The organism is [Scytonema hofmanni] UTEX 2349, from assembly GCF_000582685.1.
In the GTDB taxonomy this organism is placed as follows: domain Bacteria; phylum Cyanobacteriota; class Cyanobacteriia; order Cyanobacteriales; family Nostocaceae; genus Hassallia; species Hassallia hofmanni.
Genome location: NZ_KK073769.1, coordinates 721,836 through 745,955 on the forward strand (window position 1 = coordinate 721,836; position 24,120 = coordinate 745,955).

Annotated in this window: 26 protein-coding genes; 16 read left to right on the forward strand and 10 right to left on the reverse strand. The window is 41.5% G+C overall.

Annotated elements, in window-relative coordinates:
* Nucleotides 1–5: 5 nt before the first annotated feature.
* Complete coding sequence (gene metH / locus TOL9009_RS0133375; RefSeq protein ID WP_029637699.1) at nucleotides 6–3,530, forward strand: methionine synthase; 3,525 nt, start codon at nucleotides 6–8, stop codon at nucleotides 3,528–3,530.
* A 170-nt stretch (nucleotides 3,531–3,700) separates the two neighbouring features.
* The gene (locus TOL9009_RS0133380; RefSeq protein ID WP_029637700.1) at nucleotides 3,701–4,069 is read left to right on the forward strand and encodes an endonuclease domain-containing protein; all 369 of its coding nucleotides are present in this window, start codon (nucleotides 3,701–3,703) and stop codon (nucleotides 4,067–4,069) included.
* A gap of 142 nt (nucleotides 4,070–4,211) precedes the next feature.
* On the opposite strand, the gene TOL9009_RS0133385 is transcribed toward TOL9009_RS0133380, so the two are convergent.
* From TOL9009_RS0133385 to TOL9009_RS46550, 3 genes are all read right to left on the reverse strand, one after another.
* Nucleotides 4,212–4,856, reverse strand: coding sequence for a Uma2 family endonuclease (locus tag TOL9009_RS0133385; RefSeq protein ID WP_029637701.1), 645 nt, complete (start codon nucleotides 4,854–4,856; stop codon nucleotides 4,212–4,214).
* Nucleotides 4,857–4,923: 67 nt separating this feature from the next.
* The gene (locus tag TOL9009_RS41365; protein WP_084763437.1) at nucleotides 4,924–6,606 is read right to left on the reverse strand and encodes a serine/threonine protein kinase; all 1,683 of its coding nucleotides are present in this window, start codon (nucleotides 6,604–6,606) and stop codon (nucleotides 4,924–4,926) included.
* A gap of 185 nt (nucleotides 6,607–6,791) precedes the next feature.
* Nucleotides 6,792–6,956 carry a hypothetical protein gene (locus tag TOL9009_RS46550; protein WP_242055261.1) on the reverse strand — a complete coding sequence of 55 codons (165 nt, stop codon included), beginning with the start codon at nucleotides 6,954–6,956 and terminating at the stop codon, nucleotides 6,792–6,794.
* Nucleotides 6,957–7,168: 212 nt separating this feature from the next.
* Here TOL9009_RS46550 and TOL9009_RS0133395 point away from each other — a divergent pair, with 212 nt between their 5' ends.
* Both TOL9009_RS0133395 and TOL9009_RS0133400 read left to right on the forward strand, forming a co-directional pair.
* The gene (locus TOL9009_RS0133395) at nucleotides 7,169–7,450 is read left to right on the forward strand and encodes a hypothetical protein (protein WP_029637702.1); all 282 of its coding nucleotides are present in this window, start codon (nucleotides 7,169–7,171) and stop codon (nucleotides 7,448–7,450) included.
* On the forward strand, nucleotides 7,447–7,866 hold the full coding sequence (locus TOL9009_RS0133400) for a PIN domain-containing protein (RefSeq protein ID WP_029637703.1): 420 nt from the start codon (nucleotides 7,447–7,449) through the stop codon (nucleotides 7,864–7,866). Before TOL9009_RS0133395 ends, TOL9009_RS0133400 begins: the two co-directional genes overlap by 4 nt.
* Nucleotides 7,867–7,933: 67 nt before the next feature.
* Here TOL9009_RS0133400 and TOL9009_RS0133405 read toward each other — a convergent pair whose 3' ends face one another.
* Complete coding sequence (locus TOL9009_RS0133405; RefSeq protein WP_029637704.1) at nucleotides 7,934–9,322, reverse strand: carotenoid oxygenase family protein; 1,389 nt, start codon at nucleotides 9,320–9,322, stop codon at nucleotides 7,934–7,936.
* A gap of 115 nt (nucleotides 9,323–9,437) precedes the next feature.
* On the opposite strand from TOL9009_RS0133405, the gene TOL9009_RS0133410 reads away from it, so the two are divergent.
* The 6 genes from TOL9009_RS0133410 (at nucleotide 9,438) to TOL9009_RS0133435 (ending at nucleotide 14,189) form a co-directional block, all read left to right on the forward strand.
* Nucleotides 9,438–10,076 carry a histidine phosphatase family protein gene (locus tag TOL9009_RS0133410; protein WP_029637705.1) on the forward strand — a complete coding sequence of 213 codons (639 nt, stop codon included), beginning with the start codon at nucleotides 9,438–9,440 and terminating at the stop codon, nucleotides 10,074–10,076.
* Nucleotides 10,077–10,203: 127 nt separating this feature from the next.
* Nucleotides 10,204–11,331 (forward strand): succinylglutamate desuccinylase/aspartoacylase family protein, encoded by a 1,128-nt coding sequence (locus TOL9009_RS0133415; protein WP_029637706.1) that lies wholly within the window; start codon nucleotides 10,204–10,206, stop codon nucleotides 11,329–11,331.
* 290 nt (nucleotides 11,332–11,621) lie between these two features.
* Nucleotides 11,622–12,596 carry a GTPase Era gene (gene era / locus TOL9009_RS0133420; RefSeq protein ID WP_029637707.1) on the forward strand — a complete coding sequence of 325 codons (975 nt, stop codon included), beginning with the start codon at nucleotides 11,622–11,624 and terminating at the stop codon, nucleotides 12,594–12,596.
* A gap of 208 nt (nucleotides 12,597–12,804) precedes the next feature.
* Complete coding sequence (locus tag TOL9009_RS0133425) at nucleotides 12,805–13,482, forward strand: response regulator (protein WP_029637708.1); 678 nt, start codon at nucleotides 12,805–12,807, stop codon at nucleotides 13,480–13,482.
* Nucleotides 13,483–13,565: 83 nt separating this feature from the next.
* Nucleotides 13,566–13,775 (forward strand): hypothetical protein, encoded by a 210-nt coding sequence (locus tag TOL9009_RS0133430; protein WP_029637709.1) that lies wholly within the window; start codon nucleotides 13,566–13,568, stop codon nucleotides 13,773–13,775.
* Nucleotides 13,776–14,189, forward strand: a complete 414-nt coding sequence (locus TOL9009_RS0133435; protein WP_029637710.1) for an HNH endonuclease — start codon at nucleotides 13,776–13,778, stop codon at nucleotides 14,187–14,189.
* A gap of 100 nt (nucleotides 14,190–14,289) precedes the next feature.
* On the opposite strand, the gene TOL9009_RS0133440 is transcribed toward TOL9009_RS0133435, so the two are convergent.
* Together TOL9009_RS0133440 and TOL9009_RS0133445 are read right to left on the reverse strand one after the other, a co-directional pair.
* Nucleotides 14,290–14,529, reverse strand: a complete 240-nt coding sequence (locus TOL9009_RS0133440; protein ID WP_029637711.1) for a type II toxin-antitoxin system HicA family toxin — start codon at nucleotides 14,527–14,529, stop codon at nucleotides 14,290–14,292.
* Nucleotides 14,529–14,750 (reverse strand): hypothetical protein, encoded by a 222-nt coding sequence (locus TOL9009_RS0133445; RefSeq protein ID WP_029637712.1) that lies wholly within the window; start codon nucleotides 14,748–14,750, stop codon nucleotides 14,529–14,531. Before TOL9009_RS0133445 ends, TOL9009_RS0133440 begins: the two co-directional genes overlap by 1 nt.
* 220 nt (nucleotides 14,751–14,970) lie before the next feature.
* On the opposite strand from TOL9009_RS0133445, the gene TOL9009_RS0133450 reads away from it, so the two are divergent.
* On the forward strand, nucleotides 14,971–15,444 hold the full coding sequence (locus tag TOL9009_RS0133450; protein WP_029637713.1) for a TspO/MBR family protein: 474 nt from the start codon (nucleotides 14,971–14,973) through the stop codon (nucleotides 15,442–15,444).
* Between the two features lie 173 nt (nucleotides 15,445–15,617).
* Here TOL9009_RS0133450 and TOL9009_RS0133455 read toward each other — a convergent pair whose 3' ends face one another.
* Together TOL9009_RS0133455 and yidD are read right to left on the reverse strand one after the other, a co-directional pair.
* On the reverse strand, nucleotides 15,618–16,310 hold the full coding sequence (locus TOL9009_RS0133455; RefSeq protein ID WP_029637714.1) for a M15 family metallopeptidase: 693 nt from the start codon (nucleotides 16,308–16,310) through the stop codon (nucleotides 15,618–15,620).
* Between the two features lie 53 nt (nucleotides 16,311–16,363).
* Nucleotides 16,364–16,627, reverse strand: a complete 264-nt coding sequence (yidD, locus tag TOL9009_RS41370; RefSeq protein ID WP_051503190.1) for a membrane protein insertion efficiency factor YidD — start codon at nucleotides 16,625–16,627, stop codon at nucleotides 16,364–16,366.
* 59 nt (nucleotides 16,628–16,686) lie between these two features.
* On the opposite strand from yidD, the gene TOL9009_RS0133465 reads away from it, so the two are divergent.
* Nucleotides 16,687–17,388 (forward strand): diacylglycerol/polyprenol kinase family protein, encoded by a 702-nt coding sequence (locus TOL9009_RS0133465; protein ID WP_144238448.1) that lies wholly within the window; start codon nucleotides 16,687–16,689, stop codon nucleotides 17,386–17,388.
* Between the two features lie 67 nt (nucleotides 17,389–17,455).
* Here the strand turns inward: TOL9009_RS0133465 and TOL9009_RS0133470 are convergent, their stop codons facing one another.
* Entirely contained in the window at nucleotides 17,456–17,980 is a 525-nt protein-coding gene (locus TOL9009_RS0133470; RefSeq protein WP_029637716.1) for a hypothetical protein, read from the reverse strand.
* Between the two features lie 380 nt (nucleotides 17,981–18,360).
* Complete coding sequence (locus TOL9009_RS0133480) at nucleotides 18,361–18,519, reverse strand: hypothetical protein (protein WP_029637717.1); 159 nt, start codon at nucleotides 18,517–18,519, stop codon at nucleotides 18,361–18,363.
* Between the two features lie 440 nt (nucleotides 18,520–18,959).
* Between TOL9009_RS0133480 and TOL9009_RS0133485 the strand changes: the two genes are divergently transcribed.
* From TOL9009_RS0133485 to TOL9009_RS0133500, 4 genes are all read left to right on the forward strand, one after another.
* Nucleotides 18,960–20,414, forward strand: coding sequence for a nicotinate phosphoribosyltransferase (locus TOL9009_RS0133485; RefSeq protein WP_029637718.1), 1,455 nt, complete (start codon nucleotides 18,960–18,962; stop codon nucleotides 20,412–20,414).
* 55 nt (nucleotides 20,415–20,469) lie between these two features.
* Complete coding sequence (locus TOL9009_RS0133490) at nucleotides 20,470–21,069, forward strand: nicotinate-nucleotide adenylyltransferase (protein WP_029637719.1); 600 nt, start codon at nucleotides 20,470–20,472, stop codon at nucleotides 21,067–21,069.
* The gene (locus tag TOL9009_RS0133495) at nucleotides 21,030–21,776 is read left to right on the forward strand and encodes an NUDIX hydrolase (RefSeq protein ID WP_029637720.1); all 747 of its coding nucleotides are present in this window, start codon (nucleotides 21,030–21,032) and stop codon (nucleotides 21,774–21,776) included. Before TOL9009_RS0133490 ends, TOL9009_RS0133495 begins: the two co-directional genes overlap by 40 nt.
* Nucleotides 21,777–21,894: 118 nt before the next feature.
* Nucleotides 21,895–23,625, forward strand: a complete 1,731-nt coding sequence (locus tag TOL9009_RS0133500) for an NAD+ synthase (protein WP_029637721.1) — start codon at nucleotides 21,895–21,897, stop codon at nucleotides 23,623–23,625.
* Nucleotides 23,626–24,120: the final 495 nt, after the last annotated feature.

The window sequence follows — 24,120 nt, forward strand, 5'->3', positions numbered from 1 at the left end:
AAAATATGACTCATTCCTTTCTAGAACGCTTGCACAGTCCAGACCGTCCCGTTCTCGTCTTTGATGGAGCGATGGGAACGAACTTGCAAACGCAAAATCTCACGGCTGAGGATTTCGGTGGTGCTCAGTATGAAGGTTGTAACGAATATCTCGTCCACACTAAACCTGAAGCTGTTGCCAAAGTTCACCGCGATTTTCTCGCTGCCGGTGCAGATGTCATCGAGACTGACACTTTTGGTAGTGCCTCAATTGTACTTGCCGAATATGACCTGGCAGACCAGGCATATTACCTAACTAAAACAGCCGCAGAATTAGCGAAAAGTGTTGCTGCTGAATTTTCCACTCCAGAGAAACCCCGATTTGTTGCGGGTTCGATGGGACCGACAACAAAATTACCTACCTTAGGACATATTGACTTTGACACGATGAAAGCGTCTTTTGCCGAACAAGCAGAAGGACTGTGGGATGGTGGTGTCGATTTGTTTATTGTTGAAACTTGCCAAGATGTGCTGCAAATCAAAGCTGCGCTGAATGCAATTGAAGAAGTTTTTGTCAAAAAAGGCGATCGCCGTCCGGTGATGGTTTCTGTGACAATGGAAACGATGGGGACAATGTTGGTCGGGACGGAAATTAACGCCGTTGTCACCATTTTGGAACCGTATAAAATTGACATTCTCGGTCTGAACTGCGCTACTGGTCCAGATTTGATGAAACCACACATCAAATATCTCTCGGAACATTCGCCTTTTATCGTTTCCTGTATTCCCAACGCGGGTTTGCCGGAAAACGTCGGTGGTCAAGCACACTACCGTCTGACACCGATGGAATTACGGATGTCTTTGATGCATTTTGTTGAAGATTTGGGTGTCCAAGTGATTGGGGGTTGCTGTGGGACGCGTCCAGAACACATTCAACAAATGGCAGAAATTGCTAAAGAATTAAAGCCCAAAGTTAGACATCCGGAACTTGAACCAGCAGCAGCATCAATTTACAGCACTCAAGCCTACGACCAAGATAACTCGTTCTTGATTGTCGGCGAACGTCTCAACGCTAGCGGTTCTAAAAAGTGCCGCGATTTGCTAAACGCGGAAGATTGGGATGGACTCGTTTCAATGGCGAGAGCGCAGGTCAAAGAAGGCGCACACATCCTCGATGTCAACGTCGATTACGTGGGACGTAATGGCGAACGAGATATGCACGAATTAGTTTCGCGCATTGTCAATAATGTTACATTGCCATTGATGCTCGACTCCACCGAATGGGAAAAAATGGAGGCGGGTTTAAAGGTTGCCGGCGGTAAGTGTTTGCTCAATTCCACCAATTATGAAGACGGTGAACCGCGTTTCTTGAAGGTGTTGGAATTGGCGAAGAAGTATGGTGCTGGCGTAGTCATTGGCACTATCGATGAAGATGGCATGGCGAGAACTGCTGAGAAAAAATTCCAAATTGCTCAACGTGCTTATCGTCAAGCTGTAGAATTCGGCATTCCGGGTACAGAAATATTCTTTGATACTTTAGCTCTACCAATTTCTACGGGGATTGAAGAAGATCGAGAAAACGCAAAAGGGACAATAGAAGCGATTCGGCGCATTCGTCAAGAATTGCCGGGAAGCCATGTAATTTTGGGTGTATCGAATATTTCCTTCGGTTTAAACCCAGCAGCGCGGGTGGTGTTGAACTCGATGTTTTTGCATGAAGCAATGACTGCGGGAATGGATGCGGCGATCGTTAGTCCTAACAAGATTTTACCACTATCTAAGATTGAGCAACGCCATCAAGAAGTTTGCCTTGAGTTGATTTACGATCGCCGGAGGTTTGAAGGTGATGTCTGCGTTTATGATCCCTTGGGAGAACTGACAACATTATTTGAAGGAGTCACAACTAAACGCGATCGTTCTTTGGATGAAAGTCTGCCCATTGAAGAACGTCTCAAGCGTCACATCATCGACGGTGAACGCATTGGTTTAGAGGAACATCTGCAAAAGGCTTTAGAGAACTATCCCCCCTTACAGATTATAAACGTCTTTTTGCTCGATGGGATGAAAGTTGTTGGTGAATTGTTCGGTTCCGGGCAAATGCAGCTACCTTTCGTATTACAATCTGCGGAAACTATGAAAGCGGCAGTTGCTTTTTTAGAACCGTTCATGGAGAAATCAGAATCAGGCAATAATGCCAAGGGAACGTTTATTATCGCTACTGTAAAAGGCGATGTTCACGACATTGGGAAAAACCTGGTGGATATCATCTTGTCAAATAACGGTTACAAGGTGATTAATTTGGGAATTAAGCAACCAGTGGAAAATATCATTGAAGCATACGAGAAGTATCAAGCTGATTGTATTGCCATGAGTGGTTTGCTGGTGAAATCTACCGCGTTTATGAAGGATAATTTGCAGGTTTTCAACGAAAAGGGAATTACTGTACCCGTAATTTTAGGTGGTGCAGCGTTGACACCGAAGTTTGTCCATGAAGATTGTCAAAATGCTTACAAGGGTAAAGTTGTTTACGGCAAAGATGCATTTTCTGACTTGCATTTCATGGATAAATTAATGCCCGCAAAATCCCAAGGAGATTGGGATAATTTGCAGGGATTTTTGAATGAAGCTGTACAAGAGTTAGAAAATGGGCATAAAGTAGCAGAAGAGAAAGCCAAAGAAGAAACTGATGAACCTAAGGTAATAGATACTCGTCGTTCTGAAGCTGTGACGGTGGATATTGAACGTCCGACGCCACCTTTTTGGGGAACACAGTTATTGCAGCCTAGTGATATTTCTTTGGAGGAGATATTCTCTTATTTAGATTTGCAAGCTTTGATTGCGGGACAATGGCAATTCCGCAAGCCAAAGGAACAATCTAAGGAGGAATATCAGGCTTTTTTGAATGAGAAGGTGTATCCGATTTTGGATAGTTGGAAGCAGCGAATTATTGAGGAGAATTTGTTGCATCCACAGGTGATTTATGGGTATTTTCCTTGTCAGGCTGAGGGGAATACGCTGTATGTTTATGACCGCAGAGACGCAGAGAACGCAGAGGTAAGAGCTAGTTTTGAGTTTCCGAGGCAGAAGTCTTTGAGGAGACTTTGTATTGCAGATTTCTTTGCGCCGAAGGAGTCGGGAATTATTGATGTGTTTCCCATGCAAGCGGTGACTGTGGGTGAGGTTGCGACGGAGTTTGCTCAGAAGTTATTTGCCGCTAATCAATACACTGATTATCTGTATTTTCACGGCTTGGCGGTGCAGGTAGCGGAAGCTTTGGCTGAGTGGACACACGCTCGAATTCGCCGGGAATTGGGCTTTGTGGCTGATGAACCCGATAATATTCGGGATATTTTGGCGCAGAGATATCGCGGTTCGCGGTATAGTTTTGGCTATCCGGCTTGTCCGAATATGCAGGATCAGTACAAGCAACTGGAGTTGTTGGAAACTGACAGGATTAAGATGCACATGGATGAAAGTGAGCAGATTTATCCAGAACAGTCTACAACAGCGATTATTTGCTATCACCCAGTAGCGAAGTACTTTAGCGCGTAGTCTTTTTCCCTCTCCTTAACAAGGAGAGGGATGCCCGAAGGGCAGGGTGAGGTTATTATATTATGGGCAATATAAAGATTTATAGTTCTCGCGCTTACCTCACCCTAACCCTCTCCTTATAAAGGAGAGGGAACCGGAATTTTTACAAGTTTAAAAATATCAAAGTCAAAATGACTCAACTTTATAATCAAAATTCGGAAAAAGATAAAAGAAGACAATTACGCCAAAATATAACAAAAGCTGAGAAACTTATTTGGGATAAACTTAGAGATAGGCAACTTGAAAACTGCAAGTTTCGCAGACAATATAGTGTAGATAAGTTTGTTATAAATTTTTACAGTCCTGAATTGAAGTTAGCGATAGAAATTGATGGTGAAAGTCATTTTATAAATGGGGCTGCTGAGTACGATAAGGCAAGACAAGAGTTTATAGAATCAGCAGGAATTAAGTTTCTTAGATTTACAAATAATGATGTGTATGCTAATTTGCCTGTAGTTTTGGAAAATATAGCCCAGAATATACAGGATTTAAGGAAATAATATAGCGGTTTTCGGTTGAGTGAAGTACAACTTAACCTCACCCCGATAAAGCTGCGCTTTATCTCCCCTCTCCTTAGTAAGGAGAGGGGTTGGGGGTGAGGTTTTGTTCTGTACTTCACTCAACCAAGAACCTCATATCTCATTACTCTTGCATCTGTTGTCGCACCCAAAGGCGAAAAGCTTTGAGGGTTGCATTTCTACCTGCTGTTGTACTTTGCTGAAGATATTGAGGAATCACCTCAATCAGCGCAAATCGGGGAAAATTTAAGCTTTGTTGAGACTCTACATAAGTTCCATCTTGCAGTATATTAATTTGTAACTTACCTTTTTCAAAACGCCAAAGTTCCGGAACTTTTAATGCTTGATAAATATTAGGATGAGTGCGTGAAGTTATATCAACTTCTAATGCTAAATCTGGAGGGGGATCTATTGTTAAATCTAGTCGTTTTTTTCCGCGAATCTTGGACTCGTTTTTTATATAAAAACATTGATCGGGTTCTATACCTTGAGCCATTACTTCATTTTTGAAAGTCGTAGAACCAAGACATCTAAACTCAATATCGAGTTCTTCCAGAAGCGCTTTGACTAAATCGCTAATTATTTCTTTATCGTCTTCATGTTCTGGCAATGGTGCCATAATTTCTAGTATTCCCCTGTCGTATGCAATTCTGGCTGCACGGTGTTCTCCTAAATCTTCGAGAATTGTTTTGAATTCTTGCCAGGTTACATCTTTCAGCAGCACTCTTTGTCCCGGTGGAACTTGGATGCGCTTTAATTCCAACAACATCTTCTCCACTCCTTGAAGTTCATATCTAAGTTTAGGTTACTTCAGTTTTATCCAGAAAAGTCTACTTTTATGGCTGAATTAAATGTTGCTCAGATTTCCGGTATTTTGCAATGAGTCTGCGGTGTTTGAATTGTGGATAAAACAGCATGGTAAAAAGAGGTAATGCGGTTCCGGCTAGTGCTAACAGGATGTAGGGGTTATGAAATCCGATAATGAAACCCACACCTACACTAACGCCCAAGCCTGCGGTTAATGGCAAATATGTATCATCAAACAGCCAAATTACACCAAATATTACACACCCAATTAGAACCGTCGGTATGGCAGCTAATAACCCTGTCGCATAAACCACCCAAAAAATTTCTATCAAATTAATCGGACTAGGTTGAGCTATAGATCCAACTACAGTTCCAATAATTAACCCAACTACAGCCATAGCTATAAGTGCAAATGCACCCGAACTTGCAACTTCGTTAATGTCCACATAATCCTTTTTAAACTTTTTCCACAAGATATATACAGGACAAATTATAGATGAAAGCGCAGCCCCGATTGCAATGCCAACAAAAGTCCCAGACGCAGCCGCTTTTTCGGCTGACTCCCAATTTAAATCGGGAGCGAAAGTAAAACCCACGACACCCTTCGCAGCAATCACAGGCACAACCCAGGCTATACCCATAGTTGCTATCTCACAAATTAAAAACAGCCAAATAAGATTAGCATAGGCTATTTTTCGGCGCTCAATTGGCAGAGGAGCAGTTGATACTTCAAGGTTGACAATATGAATATCTGGGTATGCATTTGTATGCAAGAAAAGCTGACGTTTATACAACTTATCTGCCATTAATTTACTCGTATCAACTTGGATAGAACACTCAACATAATTGCCGATAAACTTAGCAGGTGTCACAGAAATCCAAGCGTGGGAATCTGGTGTGTGTGGTGGGTCGTGAGGATGAGGTGCAACTTCCCATCTACCTTGCAAATGTGTTTCGGGTACTGAGTTATTGATAGTAATTGTTTGCCACAACTCTTCACCCAATCTAGTCGCTTGAAAGTTCAGCCTTGTTGTACTTAACTCAACATTTGGCTGACGGATAATATCCTGTGAATCTAATGCTTTTAGTGCTTTGAGTGCTGTTTTTGCATTTGCAAAGCGGTTGCTTTGTCGCGGTTGCACCATCTTTTCTAGCCATTGAATAAAACCCAAATTTAATTGAGGTAATAAATGCCGAAAGTTAATCAGATAAGGGTCATCATGAGTAGTTAAATTTTGAATTTCCGCAGACTTGACACCTGTAAGCAGACAAATTAAGGTTGCTCCTAAACCATACAAGTCAGATGCTTCGGTCGGCTGGCGCATTTGCTCTGGCGGAAGAAAACCGGGAGTAGCTTTGAATACACTACTACCAAATACTTCTTGACTGCCAATTCTGGCAAAGCCAAAATCAATTAGATAAACTTCAAGTTGCTCATTTACTAAAATATTTTCTGGTTTAATATCCCGATGAATAACTGACGGAGTGCGATTTTGTAAATAAACCAAAATCTCTAGTGCTTTGACTGCAATTTCCTTAATTTCTTCTGGTGAAAAGTTGCGCTGTACACCTAATGATGGAGCGTTAATATATTTTTGAATCATACAAAAGCCATCGGGTGTGGTAAAAGACCCCAAATAGCTAGGAATACCGGGATGGTTTAGTCCCCGCAAAACTTCAATTTCTCGCTGGTAGGTGTCTTCAGAAGGCAGAAGGCAGAAGGCAACCCACCCTTACTCATAGTGGGATTGAAACAAGGACGTTTTATACCGTCCGTGCAAGCCATCTTGAGTATAATTATTTGTTTCAACTGGGCTTTAAACCCACAAAGTAAGTTTTTATTGATACTCCTAACATAAGTGCCTTCTGCCCTCGAACTTCTGCCTTTCTTGTAAGCCTACCAAGTAGAACCAGCTTGGGCAAAGCAAAACTGCTTCAGTACAACCTGTTTACCTGTGTTAATATTTGATGCCAGCCAAGTTATCCGTCCCCCCTCTCGATTTCGTCCCAGTTCGCTGATGATTTGATAGCCATGTGGAGAAAAATCTGAGTAGTTACTCATATTTATTTTGAGGTAGGGAAAACTTTCAGTATATTCTGTTAGATTATAAAAAATCTAGTGAAGAGTTATTGTAAATATTTTTTACAGCAGAGTGATCGCACTTTTAGCGCTTTTTTGCGATCACAACACCAGAAAAAGCTATTCTGGCATCAGTCTACACGAATTTCTTCACCTGTAAAGCTTTATCCTAGAAATAAACAAGGAGTAAAAATATGCAAGCTTACAAATTTAAGGGAAAAATTGACGATGCAGGTAATTTAATAATTGCGGAACCTGTGAAAATGCCTCCTGGAGACGTGGAAGTGATTGTCTTGCAAGCAGTTGAGAGTGCGAGTTCCACAGATACCGAAACCGAGTCACAACCAGAGACACCAAAGAGAAAATCTAAGGTAAAAGCATTTCAGGATTTATTTGAAAATGCTCCACCTGTTCCAGCAGACTTTGATCCAGATGAAGCTAGGTGGGAAGCTTTGAAGGAGAAACATAACCTGTGAAAGTCTTGCTAGATACAAATATTATTGTCGATGATGCCCTTGAAAGAGAACCTTTTTGGGAAGCAAGCGAACAAGTTTTATTACTGGTTGAACAACGGCAGGTTGAAGGTTATGTTTCAGCTTCAACTTTTGGTGATTTATATTACATCATCCGTAGGGGAAGAGGTCGAGATTGGACTGTCAATTATTTAAGACGATTAGCCACCTTCTGTCAAATTGCTACTGTTAATGAAGCAGCGATCGCAATGGCACTAACTGCCAACTTTAGGGATTTTGAAGATGCTATTCAATACAGCTGTGCTGTAGTTAATCAATTGGATGCAATTGTTACTCGCAATCCTCAAGATTTTCCGGTTACAATTCCGCAAATTATTACACCTGAATTGCTAATTCAAGAATTAACAAATTATCCATAAATAATTTCGTTTATGAAATAAATTCCCCCTCCCCGCAAGCGGGGAGGGGGTTAGGGGGTGGGGTTCTTTAAGCGCTCAACTGTTCTTCAGAAACCCAGGCAGCGTGAAAACCGTAAGGGACACGTTGCGGAATTAACACACGCGCTACAGGTTCGGCATTTACATCTTGGGCATTGACTACCACGAGTTCAGATGTATCTTCTGTGGTATCGTGAACAAAAGTTATCAGCCAGCCTTCATCTTCTGATGTAGCATTGGGAGAAGGAACAAAAATCGCTTCACCACCATAGCGTCCTTGTCCGAATTCGTGGGTTTCGGATTTACCACTGCTGAAGTCATACTTAATCAAACCATCGAACAGCAGCACGGTACTAGGTGTGATTTTTGCTGTATACCCGTACCGCATTTTTCGCCCCAACAGATTTTCATTCACTCGCGGGAATTCCCCAGGCACATCGTCCAGCATCTCTTCCCGCACAGTGCCGGTAGTGAGGTTAAACCGCCAACGGTATAGGCGGGGAATATCTGCCTCGGGATCATGGGATGCCTGAGAGAATCCTAGCATCGTAGAAGTCACACGGCATCCAATAAGCACTACTTCATTCCCCTCCTCATAGGCATTGAGGGTATGAGAGACGAAGCAAGCGGGACTTTCAAACCAGCGGATGTTGCTGTTGTCGCCGTGACGTGGGATAATACCAAAACGACTGGGGCGATCGCTCTCAAACATCATCGTCGGTTCTCCCTTTTGCATCCGTTCGATGCTAAAAGTCAAGGGCAAATCCATAAAAATTGTATAATTTTCGGTGATGGCAAAATCATGCATCATTACTGCCATCGGTAAATCAATCGGTACTGTCCGCAATAGTTCACCCGACGCAGAAACTACACTATATTGCAGATATGGTAGTGCGAAGGAGTAGCCAAAAAACATCATCTCACCCGTTACTGGGTCTACCTTTGGATGTGCCGTAAAAGCTGATTTTAGCTTACCATTATAAGTATATTCGCCAATTGTATCTAAATTGGGAACTTTGATGACGTGAGGCGCACCACCTTCCCACAGCGCTAAAAATTGACCTGCGTGCCAAGTTAAAGCAGTATTAGCAGTATTTTTGTAGAAATTGTGGGGATTATCTTTCTGCGACGGTTCTAAGATGCCACTCCACACAGCTTTACCTGCTTCATGTTCTATTTGCCATCCTTTTGTTTGCACGTAGCGGTTGCGATAAGTAGCTTTACCGTTGCTAATTCGCACACCATGCAACATTCCATCGCCATCAAACCAATGATACTGTCCGATGGGTGTCCATTGCGGATTGGGACCATTTCGCACGAACATCCCCGATAAGTCGGGAGGTAGTTCACCAATGACTTTCAGCGTGTCAGTGGTGATTTCTTTGTGTACTGGTGCAAAGTTTCCATCAAGATAGGGATTGACTGCTGTTGTAACCATTTGTGATGATATGTAAATCTATGATTAGCACTTTGTTCAATATATTAGCGATATTCTGTTTCTGACTACAGTTATGGATATCCGCCCTGCATAACAATCTAAAATCCAAAATCCCATGACCCTAACTCTTTATTTCCTGCGTCACGGACAAACAGAATGGAGTCGCAATAATGCTTTTTGCGGTTCGCTAGATCCAGAACTTACCCCAGATGGGATGGAAATGGCTTCATGTTTTGCTTCTGCATACAGTTCTACTCCTTGGGAAGCAATTTTTTGCAGTCCTATGCACAGAACTTTGGCAACTGCAAGACCTTTGTGTGAAGCTGTAGAAATACAACCACAGCTGCGGGATGGTTTAAAGGAAATTCACTACGGTAAGTGGGAAGGAAGCACACCAGAAGCGGTTACTATGGAATTTCACGATGATTATATCCGCTGGTTAGCAGATCCGGCGTGGTATGCGCCGACTGGTGGAGAAATGGCTGTTGCGATCGCTTCTCGTGCTACTCAGGTTATTGAAGAAATTAAGCAGCTTTATAGCGATGGCAATGTGTTAATTGTTTCTCATAAGGCAACTATCAGAATTATGCTGTGTAGTCTGTTGGGAATTGATGTGGGACGCTTTCGCTTTCGTTTGGGATGTCCAGTTGGGTCGGTGAGTGTTGTAGAATTTACTTCCCACGGTCCATTATTGAAGGTTTTGGCTGACCGCACTCATCTAGATGAGCGGTTGCGGAATTTACCGGGAACATAAAAAAGAGGGGGAAGGGGGAAAGGGGAAAGGGAACCCCATACTTAAAAGCAGGCGTTTAAAGTATGGACACTGATTCTGGTGTCTAATTCCCAATTTCGGATTTGTAAACTTAAAGCCAGATATTACCATGCTTCCTGCTATTTCTACCATTCCACTTCGACAAATGGCTAGTGGTGATGTTTTATCGCTACAAGTTTACAAGTTTATTGGCGCTAATGCTGGTAAGAAGGTTTACATTCAATCAAATCTGCATGGTGCGGAAATTGCTGGTAATGCTGTTATTCACCAGTTTATTTCGTTTTTACAGACTATAAATGATACCGATTTAGCTGGGGAAATTTGGCTGGTTCCGGTTTGTAATCCGATGGGAACTAATGAGCGATCGCATGTTTTTTCTTCTGGTAGATATTGCGTTTATGAAGCGAAGGATTGGAATCGCATTTTTTGGGATTATGAAAAGGCAACTGATGATTTAATGGCTTTTGCTAAATCTCAACTTGATTTTGATGTTGAGGTTGTCAGACAGAATTATCTGGGCAGTATCAAGGATAAGTTTAGAGAACTTTTAGAGAAAATTAATTCTCCTGGTAGCGTACCTTATACTGAGCGGTTCCGCTATCAATTACAATCTCTCAGTTTAGATGCAGACTACTTAATTGATTTACACAGTGCTTCCAATCAAGGCATAAATTACCTTTATTATTTCCGAAATCGGCAAGAAAGCGCCAAATACTTTTTACTAAAAGACGGATTTTTACTTGACAAATACGATGGTGATGCTTTTGATGAAGCTTTTATCAAACCTTGGTTAGCGCTGGAAGATTGTTTTCAACAACTTGGTAGAAATATTAAGTTTGATGTGGAAGCTTGGACACTCGAACTGGGTACGGGAATGCAGATGATTCCTGATTCAGTTACTAAAGGTGTACGTGGTATAAAAAATTATTTAATTAAAAAAGGTGTTTTGCAACTTGATTTAACTTTGGATGAAAGCATTTCTCAGGAAATGTGTTTTAGAAATAGAAGTAATGTGATAAAATATTACGCTTCCTACGGGGGAATGATTCAATCAAGGGTAGAATTGGGTAGTGAAGTCAAAGCTGGAGAACGACTTTATCAAATTCTCAGTTTTAATAAAGAGGGTAAGTTACCTTTTGTAATTGATGTCTGCTGTGAACAAGATGGACTAGTTTATGATACTTCTAGCAATCAAGCTGTGAATCAAGGTGAGTTTGTGATGGGAGTTATCAGTTAGAACTGAGGAGTTAGATTCCCGACAACCTCTTACAAGTCGGGAATCTGAATCAAAATTGGCTCAAATTTCTCAACCTAATTGGTCATAGCCTGCAATAATTTAATTAGAGCTAGCTGTACTAGTCAAAATCCCAATGGATTTTTGTTCTCGCATATTTTTTGTCACATTATGCTCCGGAAAATATAATTAGTAGTAAATTAAACTTAAGTAAAGGCAATGGTCGAAATTTTCGATTGTGTTTTTATGTTTGTTTTGTGTGCAATAAAATTAACTTATCATATATATAAATTATGATGGTGGAGCCAAAGGTAACAAGTATTGATAATTACACCTTATCTTTTTTAGGAGAAGTAACTGTCCCTCAGGCTCCTCCTGAGTTCAAATCGGGTTTTATCGGCATTATTGGTCGTCCAAATGTCGGTAAATCTACGTTGATGAATCAATTAGTAGGGCAAAAAATAGCCATAACTTCTCCAATAGCGCAAACTACACGCAATCGTTTGCGAGGCATTTTAACGACACCAGAAGCGCAGTTAATATTTGTTGATACACCAGGAATTCACAAACCCCATCATCAATTAGGGGAAGTGCTGGTGAGAAATGCGAAAATAGCGATTGAATCGGTGGATGTAGTGCTTTTTGTGGTGGATGGCTCAACGAGTTGTGGTACAGGCGATCGCTATATTGCCGATTTATTGATTAAAAGCGAAACACCTGTAATTTTGGGTGTGAACAAAATCGATCAACAGCCGAAAGATTCTCAGCTTATAGACGATAGTTACAGTAAATTAGCACAATCCTTTGAATGGCAAACAGTAAAATTTTCCGCCAAAACAGGGACGGGATTGCCAGAACTGCAACATTTATTAATTGAAGATTTAGAACTAGGACCATTATACTATCCACCCGACTTGGTAACTGACCAACCGGAACGTTTTATTATGGGGGAATTGATTCGAGAACAGATTTTGTTGTTAACTCGTGAAGAAGTTCCCCATTCGGTAGCGATCGCTATTGACAAAGTGGAAGAAACACCAGCTATCACTCGTGTACTCGCAACCATCAACGTTGAACGAGATTCCCAAAAAGGTATTCTCATCGGTAAAGGTGGAGCTATGCTCAAAGCTATAGGTAGTGCAGCTCGCGAACAAATCCAAAAGCTAATTGCCGGCAAAGTCTATCTAGAATTATTCGTCAAAGTTCAACCAAAATGGCGTCAGTCTCGCGTCAGTTTGGCAGAACTGGGTTATCGCGTGGAAGAATAAGGGGTTAGGAGTTGGTTGTTGGTTGATAGTTGATAGTGGTTGGTTGATGGTTGATAGTGGTTGGTTGATGGTTGTTGCTTGTTGCTTGTTGGTTATTTTATTCTTTGCTACTAACCACTAACCACCAACCACTATCCACCAACCACTATCCCCTATCCCCTATCCACCAACCACTATCCACCATCCACTAACAGCCAACACACAAAAAATGTCTTCAAATACAGTCTCTTCGTTCAATCTGCCGACCGGTGCTGCACCTTTACGAATATTAATTGTTGAAGACGATCCGATGATGCAACTCGGATTAGAACAGTCGTTAATGGGTCATCCTCAGTTGGAAATTGTCGGACAAGCGGAAGATGGTTATTTAGGTGTGCAAGCTGCACTGAAACTCAAACCTGATTTGGTGGTAATGGATATTGGTTTACCGCGATTGGATGGAATTGCGGCAACACAGCAAATCAAAGCAGCATTACCAGAAACCCATGTGGTGATGCTGACATCTCACAAAACAGAGACAGAAATTATTGCCGCGTTATCTAGCGGTGCTGATGCTTATTGTATCAAAGGGGCGAGTGTCGAGCGGTTGTTGAATGCGATCGCAGCTGCGGTTGAAGGTGCAGCTTATCTCGATCCGCAAATTGCCAGACAAGTAATTGAAAATCTTAAACCCCCTTCCCCCACAGGTAATACAGCAAATTTATCAGGACGCGAGTTAGAGGTTTTGAAACTGATGGTAGACGGATTAAGCAATCCCCAAATTGCCGAAAGACTTTATCTGAGTCCCAACACGATAAAAACTCACGTCCGAGGGATTATGAACAAATTAGCAGTTGACGATCGCGTGCAAGCAGCAGTTGTGGCACTGCGTTCTGGGTTAGTGTAATTAAAAGAAAGTGCGCTGCACTACTCTAAAACTTTCGATTAAACTAAGCTTATGACAAGGTTGCAGGTTGATCCGATTGCTCTATGCCCGAAATTATCGAGATTCCCATTGAACTGACCCGATTCCAGCTTCCCCAAGCGGTTCAAGCACGCTTGCAATTTCTACTGGATTGTCAAGATGAAGGAAATACGTTGTCTCAGGCAGAGCGACAGGAAGCGGAGGGACTTGTGGAACTGGTAGAATTCCTATCCTTATTGCGTTTGCGCTCAACACGAGTGATGAAGCAAGCCTAAATGACAACGATTCCAGCTTCTCTTCGTCGATTGGTGATTCAAAGAGCCGACAATCGCTGCGAATATTGCAGCATTTCCCAGGTGGGGCAAGTTGCTACTTTCCATATCGACCACATCATTCCTGTTGTAGGAGGTGGCTTGACCACTTCTGACAATTTAGCACTTGCTTGTGTATCATGCTCACTCCGTAAGGGTGCGCGTCAGGAACTTGAGGATTCACAAACAGGTGAAATTGTTACCGTTTTCAATCCTCGTCAACAGACCTGGAAGGAAAATTTTCGTTGGGATGGAGTAAGGGTGGTTGGATTGACTGCTACGGGACGAGCAATGGTTGAAGCACTCGATTTAAATCGGGCAACCATGCTGGCAATCCGAGCAGAAGAAGAACTACTGGGTCGTCATCCACCACCGTGAAACTATTTGGCACTGCCCAGTTCATAGAACTAATGCGATCGCGTGCAAGCAGCAGTTGTCGCACTGCGTTCTGGGTTAGTTTAATTAAAACAAAGACGAGTCAAATCTGATTGTAGGCGTTTAAGAATTCTTCCCTCGAAACACCAACTTGTGTGCAGACTGCCCTGAGAGTGCCACTTTTGATTTTGGAGTGGTTCGGCATGACTAATGGTGTTTCCGTGCCATCTTCGTTCTCTCTTTTCATAACTATATGCTCACGTTCACGAACCACTACAAAACCCAGTAACTCAAACGCTGCAATTACTCGACGCTGTGGGGCATCTACCGGAAATTTCGCCATTAAACAGCAATCCCTGCCTCAGCGATGAAAACTTCGACGGAAGGTATATCGTCAAGAATGTCCTTACCGAAGACTTCGATATAACAAGCAATTGCCGACTTCACATCGGCTAAGGCTTCTTCGTAGGTATCACCCTGACCAACAACTGCTCCCACAACACCAACTGGATAGGCAACATATCCATCTGAATGCTTTTCAATAATGATTTTAAATTGCTTCATGGGCTTCTCATAGCAAGAGCATCAACGCTCAGTGCGGCTTGAATGTTATTTGGCTAGAACCAATTACCCCCATATTGCCACACACATCTGTCGCGAAGATAGTTGCGGCATAAATTCAATACTCCGATGTTCGCTCTCAGGGATGATGAGGAATTACAAGTAAATTGGCAAAATCGCAATATAAGGCGCGATATGAGTATAAACGCCAGGGATGTGAGGCATGATTAAATCTTGGATGGTGATTGGAGGTGTGGCTTTTGTAGTTGCGCTAGCTGCAAATATTATTACCCCAAGCGATCGCAGATGGTTTAAAAGCTTACAAAGACCGAGATGGCTAACTTTTGAGGTAGCAATTCCACTTATTTGGACTGTAATATTTATCTGCGGTGCTTGGTCAGCTTATATTGTTTGGGAAAAAAGCCCCGGAACTACCGAAACATGGTTACGAATGGGTTTATACCTACTTTTAGAAATTGCTACCATCGCCTACACACCTGTAATGTTTAGACTCCGCAGCCTGAAAATCGGTACAATTATTGGTGCCATCGGCTTTGTTATAAGTGTTATTTTAGCGATCGCAGTTTTACCCGTCTCTGGTTGGGCAGCACTATTACTGGTTCCTTATTTACTTTGGAGTCCCATTGGCACTTATACCACTAAAGTGATGACTGAGCTTAATCCTCAAGATGCGTAGAGTGCTAAGTAGCACTTTTAATTCTATAACACGTTCGCATCCGCCTTAGACTAAAGTCTAAGCCTCATAGCATAAGTCCACTGAAAGTGGACTAAATGATTTACACATATTCAGTCTACTTTAGTAGACTTTGGCTATTAGCCCTAAACTTCAGTTCTGGGCAGGATTGGCAGCTATACAACACGTCCATAACGAGCTGGTATCAATTGATTATTCAACCAGCAATACATCTGATCTCCTGAAGAAAAATGCCACCATTCTCTAGGATTGCGTTGAAATCCGGCTTTTAACATTACATCATGCAACAGTTGACGATGAGCGTGATATTGTTGTGCTTCGAGTTCGCTGTTATTAGCAAAGTAATTGGGAAGCGATCGCTCTGACATTTCATCAATCGGTGAACCCATATTAACTACTCGTCCATTCTTATCTACCAACGTCACATCCACGGCGGCACCGGTACTGTGGGGAGGCGGAGTTTTTTCATCTAAACTGGGTACAGCCCAAATTTCATAAACCGCTTCCCAAATCTCTTGGCGTTTAGTTGCTGACAACTCTGCCTCAATTAATCCCCTTTCTCGCAGCGCTTGGGCAAAACTGTAATCTACCATAAACTGTTGCACAGCTACCGGGCGATAAGCATCAAAAATTTGAATCTGCCAATTTGGATATATTAGCTGTAAGTGATTTTGCGCTTCTATCAAGCTGTCAATCAAGCTTTCGCGGAGAAAATAAGGAGAATGTTCCCCATAAGGGGCGCCTAGCTTTTCATAAGGATGGGGAGATTCCACTGCAAACAATTCTAAAGGAATCTTTACCAACGGTTCACCACATTCGATAATTAGTACTTGATGATAAGGGCGCATTTTAATTAGCAGTCAATAGTCAATAGTCAAGGGTCAAAAGTCAAGAGTTATTATTATTCTCCCCCTTGTCCCCTTGTCCCCTTGTCCCCTTGTCCCCCTCTCCCCCTCTCTGGAACAGGATCGTATCCACCGGGATGAAAGGGATGACAGCGCAAAATCCGCCAAATTGCCATACTCGTACCCCGCAGAACCCCAAATCGCTCAATTGCTTCAATAGCATACATTGAACAAGTTGGCTGAAACCGACAAGTTGGGGGAAACAGCGGTGATATGAAAAGGCGATAACCTTTAATTAACCAAATAAATAATAATTTCATCACAGTAACCTAAATCTTATACATTTATAATAAGCGCCAACATTTTTCATATTGTTGTATTGTTAACTTCATTTTTTGATTTACAGTTAAGTTCTTCTTTGTCGCTGCAAGTTGCGATCGCTGCCGTTTGGGTGTTACTCATCCTCCTGATTGCGTGGTTGACAAATCGTTTTGTCAATAGCGATGCAGAACTTTTGCGGAAAATCGTTCATATTGGCACTGGCAATGTGATTTTATTTGCTTGGTTACTAAATTTCCCTGCCAGTGTGGGCATTACAGCTTCAATTTTAGCGAGTGCTGTCACCTTATTGTCCTATGTATTTCCGATTCTCCCAGGTATTAATAGTGTCGGACGCCAAAGTTTGGGGACATTTTTTTATGCTGTTAGTGTAGGTGTTTTAGTTGCTTGCTTCTGGTACTTGCAACAACCTCAATACGCAGCGATCGGCATTTTAATAATGGCATGGGGAGATGGATTAGCAGCGCTGATTGGACAGCGATTTGGCAAACATAAATATCAAGTGTTTGGGGGGCAAAAAAGCTGGGAAGGCTCTTTGACGATGGCGATTGTCAGCTATATTGTCTGTAGTTTGATTTTACTCTTCACACTGGGCAATGTGTGGCAAACTTGGTTGGTATCACTGCTAGTTGCTTTGGTAGCTACTGCTTTAGAAGCTTTTTCTTTCTTGGGAGTTGACAATTTAACAGTTCCTCTGGGTAGTGCGGCTTTTGCTTTTGTGTTAATTCAGTTACTGGGTTGAGAATAAATAGGATTTTTAAACGCAGAGTAATCGCAGACTTACGCAGAGGTTTTTTTAGTTACCCGCATTAGTTGTAACATCTGCCATGACTATAATATTGGCATCTGTAGTTGTGTCGTCTGTGATAATTTTGGGGTTGATATTGACGCTGGTATCTGTAGTAATGTCGTCTGGGGTGACGATTTTGACGATAGTAAACGCGGTTTTGATTATACCTGCGATGACGCTGGTATCTATAGTAATGTCGTCTGGGGTGACGATTTTGACGATAGTAAAAGCGGTTTTGATTATACCTGCGATGACGTCGATAGCTGTGAGAACGCAGCTTTTGTCTATAACGACGAAGACGCTGTTGATGGATGCGTTGATAATACTCGTATTTGGTCTGTTTTACTTGGGTTGTATCAGTTTCCAAATTGTCCTGAATTGATACATCTTCTTCACTTTGATTTGCGAGTGTGGAAGTAAATGGCAATGCTGATTCTTGAGGCTGTGGCTGGTTTTGAACTTTATTTACTAAATGTGCTGTTGCTGTCTCAAATCCCAAGCAACTGGGCAATAGTAAAGCACTAACTATCAATTTCCAAAACATTGTTGAAGTGTTCCTAGTTTTTGGTTCTCTAGCAAAGCTAGGGAATGTTTAGTTTGAGATGCTAAATTTATCCCCAGCGTATTTTTTGCACTAGGGATAAATAAAGCCTATAGTTAGGACTTACCACAGCCAGCATTATTAAAAGAGTATCCAGGCGATCGCTTCTTTCACGCTCTAGTAAATATTAATGATTTTATAACATTTATAATAACAATGAGAAGTTGTTAGTGGATAGTGGATAGTGGATAGTGATTAACAACCAACAACCATCAACCAACAACTATCAACCAACAACCATCAACCAACTCCCAACAAAAAAAGTCGGTGGAGCTTACTTTTCCACCGACTTTGACTTTGATTGACACGTTTCATATCATGATTTACCAACTGTCGGTTTCACCTTCCTTTTCATTGTAAGGTTCACCTGTAAAGGGTTGTATACCAATAACGGGATAAGCATCATCATTAGGACCAAAAATCCGCATCGCTGCTTCAGAAATATACTGGGTAATCTTCGCTAACATATTGGAGATAGCCATCATATTAAATTCTCCTTTTTTGCCAGTGTTTTTAATTTCGATGTATCTAGTCTAATTCTCATATTCTCAGATGGCTCACACTCTCAATATATTGACAAGCTACGCAATGTTTCTTCAGGTGTCGTTGCAATACTTTATATAAAAAAATTAAACTTTGCCCTTTAATTACGATTGTAACTTATAACAATAAATTAAAAATTTATCTTCAAGACGTTCCACTCCTTACTTCTCTACTGTTAAATATTGAAAAGTGAGTTACAAACCTGTGATTATTTATCACAATTACTATAAATAAATATGAACTAATTGATAAATATAGTATTAATTTGACCGCTACAACCTGATTTCAAGCACTCTTCTGGCATAAGTCCTGTGGCACTTGACATTATTTATGGTAAAATCTACCATAAATAAAAGCATTCTTGTAAAGGCGTGTCAGCATGATAACTTTGCCAAACCTGGACTGTGCATATACCAATACTCAGCAAGAGAGTCAAGAGTTGAATATCTCTGCGACTGATTACAGTTTGCTGACTGATCTATACCAGCTAACAATGGCAGCTTGTTACACAGGTGAAAGTGTAGAACAATCATCAGCAAGCTTTGAATTGTCTGTGAGACGCTTGCCGGAAGGTTTTGGCTATTTAATTGCGATGGGTTTAGCGCAAGCGCTGGAATATTTAGAAAAATTCCGCTTTAGTTCCTCTCAAGTGGCAGCTTTGCAAGAGACGGGGATTTTTGAGAGTGCAAGCGATCGCTTTTGGTCATTGCTTCTTGAAGGACGTTTTACCGGCGATGTGTGGGCAGTGCCAGAAGGTACAGCGGTATTTGCTAATGAAACTTTGTTACGTGTAGAAGCACCACTTTGGCAAGCACAATTAGTAGAAACTTACCTGTTAAATACCATTAATTATCAAACATTAATTGCCACAAAAGCTGCACGTATTCGCGATATCGCAGGCGAGAAAGCCACCTTACTAGAATTTGGTACAAGACGGGCATTTAGTCCCCAAGGCTCTTTGTGGGCAGCACGGGCAGCCTTAGCAGGTGGATTAGATGCTACTTCTAATGTGTTAGCGGCACTACAACTAAAACAAAAGCCAAGTGGTACAATGGCTCACGCCTTAGTCATGGCTTTATCGGCAATGGCAGGCAGCGAAGAAGAAGCATTTACAGTATTTCATCGATATTTTCCGGATGCACCATTGTTAATTGATACTTACGATACAATCGCTGCTGCCAAAAAGTTAGCCCAAAAAGTCAATTCAGGGGAAATGAAACTAGCAGGAGTGAGGTTAGATTCTGGGGATTTAGTTAATTTATCACGAGAAGTGCGATCGCTTCTTCCTGATGTGTCGATTTTCGCTAGTGGTGACTTGGATGAGTGGGAAATTGCCAGACTTAAAGCCAATGGTGCCCAAATTGACGGTTATGGATTGGGAACGCGACTAGTTACCGGTTCCCCTGTAAATGGAGTTTATAAATTAGTAGAAATTGATGGCATCCCCGTGATGAAACAGTCTAGCGGCAAAATCACTTATCCGGGACGCAAACAGATTTTTCGCTCCTTTGATCAAGGCAAAGTGAAAAGCGATCGCTTGGGATTAGCAGATGAAAGCCACACCACAGAACAACCTTTATTAGAATTAATGTTTAAAGACGGTAAACGAATGCAAGCATCAGAAAGTTTAGCAGAAATTCGCCAACGTACCACCGCGACCGTCGCGAGTTTACCCCAAGAAACCAGACAATTAAATCATCCTGTTTCCGTACAAGTAGAAATTTCCAGCGAGTTAGAAAAACTTACCCAGCAGACTAGGGGAGAGGGGGAGACAAGGAGACAAGGAGACAAGGAGACAGGGAGACAGGGAGACAGGGAGAATCCTGACTATTGACTGTTGACTATTGACTGTTGACTCTTGACTAATCCAAAATCTAAAAACCAAAATGTTGAAGATTGCTTTATTTGGTACAAGTGCCGATCCACCAACTGCTGGACATCAAACAATTTTAAATTGGTTATCTGAACATTACGATCGCGTGGTAGTTTGGGCAGCAAATAATCCCTTTAAATCGCATCAAACACCTTTAGAACATCGAGTTGCGATGTTAAGATTGCTGATTGCTGATATGTGTCCGCCACGGCGTAACATTATTTTAGAACAAGAATTAAGTAGTTTTAGAACACTAGAAACGGTGGAAAAAGCGAAACTCAATGTAAGTGAAGACACAGAATTAACATTAGTTATCGGTTCAGATTTGCTAAATCAACTGCCGCGTTGGTATAGTATTGAAGATTTGTTACGAGAAGTACAATTACTAGTAGTGCCGCGACCGGGATATGCGATAGATGAGTCTAGTTTGTCAGAGGTGCTTCATCTGGGAGGAAAAATTGCGATCGCTAACCTCATCGGTCTAGATGTTTCCTCAACAGCGTATCGTGAAAATAAAGATCCTCAAGCTTTAACTGCCCCTGTTGTTAACTATATTCATCAAAAGCATTTGTACGAATGCCAGGATACAAGCAAAAAAAAATTCCAAATCTATTAAATCAACAACCTTTGGCTGATTTTAAAGTAGGTGTTGACAATGTAATTTTTTCTGTAGATACGGCTCAAAATCGTCTACTAGTTTTATTAATAATGCGACAACAGGAGCCATTTTTAAATCAATGGAGTCTTCCCGGTACTTTAGTACGTCAAGGAGAATCTTTAGAAGATGCCGCTTATCGCATTATGTCGGAGAAAATTAAAGTCAACAATCTCTATTTAGAGCAATTGTATACCTTTGGTGGACCCCATCGCGATCCCCGCGAAGCAATCGATAGCTTTGGTGTCCGCTATCTATCAGTTAGCTACTTTGCCCTTGTTCGCTTTGAAGAAGCCGAATTAATTGCCGATAAATTAACTGGTATAGCTTGGTATCCAGTTAAGCAAGTACCGCAATTAGCCTTTGATCATAAAGAAGTTTTAGCCTATGGACACAGACGATTGCGAAATAAGTTAGAGTATAGTCCGGTAGCTTTTGAAGTGTTACCAGAAACATTTACTTTAAATGATTTATATCAGCTATACACCACAGTTTTAGGAGATAACTTTGCCGATTATTCTAATTTTCGAGCGCGTCTACTCAAATTAGGTTTTTTATCCGATACTGGAATTAAAATATCACGCGGCGCCGGTCGTCCAGCTAGTTTGTATAAGTTTGATGCAGAGGCATTTGCTCCCTTTAAAGATAAACCTTTGGTCTTTATTTAACTAATGAAGAATTACAAACGCAGATAAACGCGGATAAACGCGGATAATAATTCTTTTAATCTTATCTGCGTTCATCTGCGTCCATCTGCGTTTCAAAATCCTAAATCCCAAATCCAAAATGAAAATAGCGATCGCTCAAATTAATCCGATAATTGGTGACTTACCAGGAAACGCTGCCAAAATTCTTTGTGCTGCACAACAAGCAGCCGCAAAAGATGTGCGTTTGCTGTTAACACCAGAACTTTCTTTATGTGGCTATCCTCCAAGGGATTTATTATTAAATCCTAGCTTTATTGAGGCAATGCATATAAGTCTGCAACAATTAGTTAAAGATTTACCGCCAAATTTAGCCGTATTAGTCGGAACAGTTGAAGAAAATTTACAAGCAGAAAATAATGGTGGTAAACCTTTATTTAATAGCATGGCGTTGTTAGATAATGGTATCAAACAAATTTTTCACAAGCGACTTTTGCCAACTTATGATGTATTTGATGAACGTCGCTATTTTGAACCGGGTTTACAAGCCAATTATTTTACCTTAGATAATATTGATGTTGGCGTAACTATTTGCGAAGATTTATGGAATGATGAAGAATTTTGGGGTAAACGTAGTTACACCAATAATCCGATTGCTGATTTAGCAATTTTGGGTGTAGATTTTATTGTAAATTTGTCAGCATCACCCTACAGCGTTAATAAACAGCAGTTTAGAGAAACGATGTTGCGACATAGTGCAGCTCGTTTTCAACAACCAATTATTTATGCCAATCAAGTGGGTGGAAATGATGATTTGATTTTTGATGGGAGAAGTTTTGCTTTAAATCGTAAAGGTGAATTAGTATGTCGCGCTCGTGGGTTTGAAACCGATTTAGTAGTAGTTGAATTTGACGAAGTACAGCGAGATTTATTACAAACTACTGTAGTAGCTGAATATGATAATGAAGATGAAGAAATTTGGCAAGCCTTAGTTTTGGGAGTGCGAGATTATGCTCAAAAGTGCCGCTTTTCTCAAGTAGTATTGGGTTTAAGTGGAGGAATTGATTCTTCATTAGTCGCAGCGATCGCCACTGCCGCACTTGGTAAAGATAATGTCTTTGGTGTGCTGATGCCTTCACCCTATAGTTCCAAACATTCCATCACCGATGCCTTAGCATTGGGGGAAAGCCTGGGAATCAAAACTACCACATTACCCATCGGACAGTTAATGCAAGGCTATGACAATACCTTAGCAGACTTGTTTGCTGGTACGCAATTTGGGCTAGCTGAGGAGAATATTCAATCTCGGATTCGGGGTAATTTATTGATGGCGATCGCCAACAAATTCGGCTATCTCCTATTATCTACCGGCAACAAATCAGAAATGGCAGTTGGTTACTGCACCCTTTACGGTGATATGAATGGAGGATTGGCAGTAATTGCCGATGTCCCCAAAACCCGCGTTTATTCAATTTGCCACTGGCTGAATCACCACTTTTGTACAGACGCGATTAATCGCGTCTCCCTAATTCCCGAAAACGTCCTCACCAAAGCACCCAGCGCTGAACTCAAACCAGGTCAAGTTGATCAAGATTCCCTACCACCTTACGAGATATTAGACGACATTCTGCAACGCTTAATTCACAACCACCAATCAGCCACACAAATAGTTGACGCCGGTCACGACGCCCAAATTGTAGATCGAGTAATTCAGATGGTAGCGCGTGCCGAATTTAAGCGACGACAAGCACCCCCAGGTTTAAAAATCACCGATCGCGCTTTCGGTACTGGTTGGAGAATGCCGATCGCTAGCAACTGGTTTTCTGTTAAAAACGCCTACGAAAGTAAAACAATCCCCATTCTACATAAATAGGTACAAATAATAATAAAAACACCGCAACCGCCGTAGAGACGTTCCGCCGGAACGTCTTTACATTGGAAGTAGTTTACTGTGTAGGAGTGCTTCGGTTGCAATCTCAAAGTCTTGTTTTCTGATAACGAGTGCGTAATATCAAGTTCGGATAATTAGTTATAATTCCCGCAGTTATTGCACCCCACCCCCAACCCCTCCCCGTGAACGGGGAGGGGAGCAAAAGCGTAGCTTTGGCGGGGTGGGGTTCTTCGGTTTTAATAAGTAATCAAGCGAACATGATATAAGTGCTATTAACACCAAGCGTATTGTCGCCGATCTTCCCCCTTGTTTGGTCAAAATTTTCCTCTCTTGCTTGACAAAAGTCTCAAAAAATGGGTTAATTTATATAGTACAAAAGTACTATATAACTCAACCGAGGAAAATGAAGCTTTTCTTATCTACGCACATATTCTGCAATTTTCGACTTTCCTAGTAATATTTTTTTGGCAAAATAGC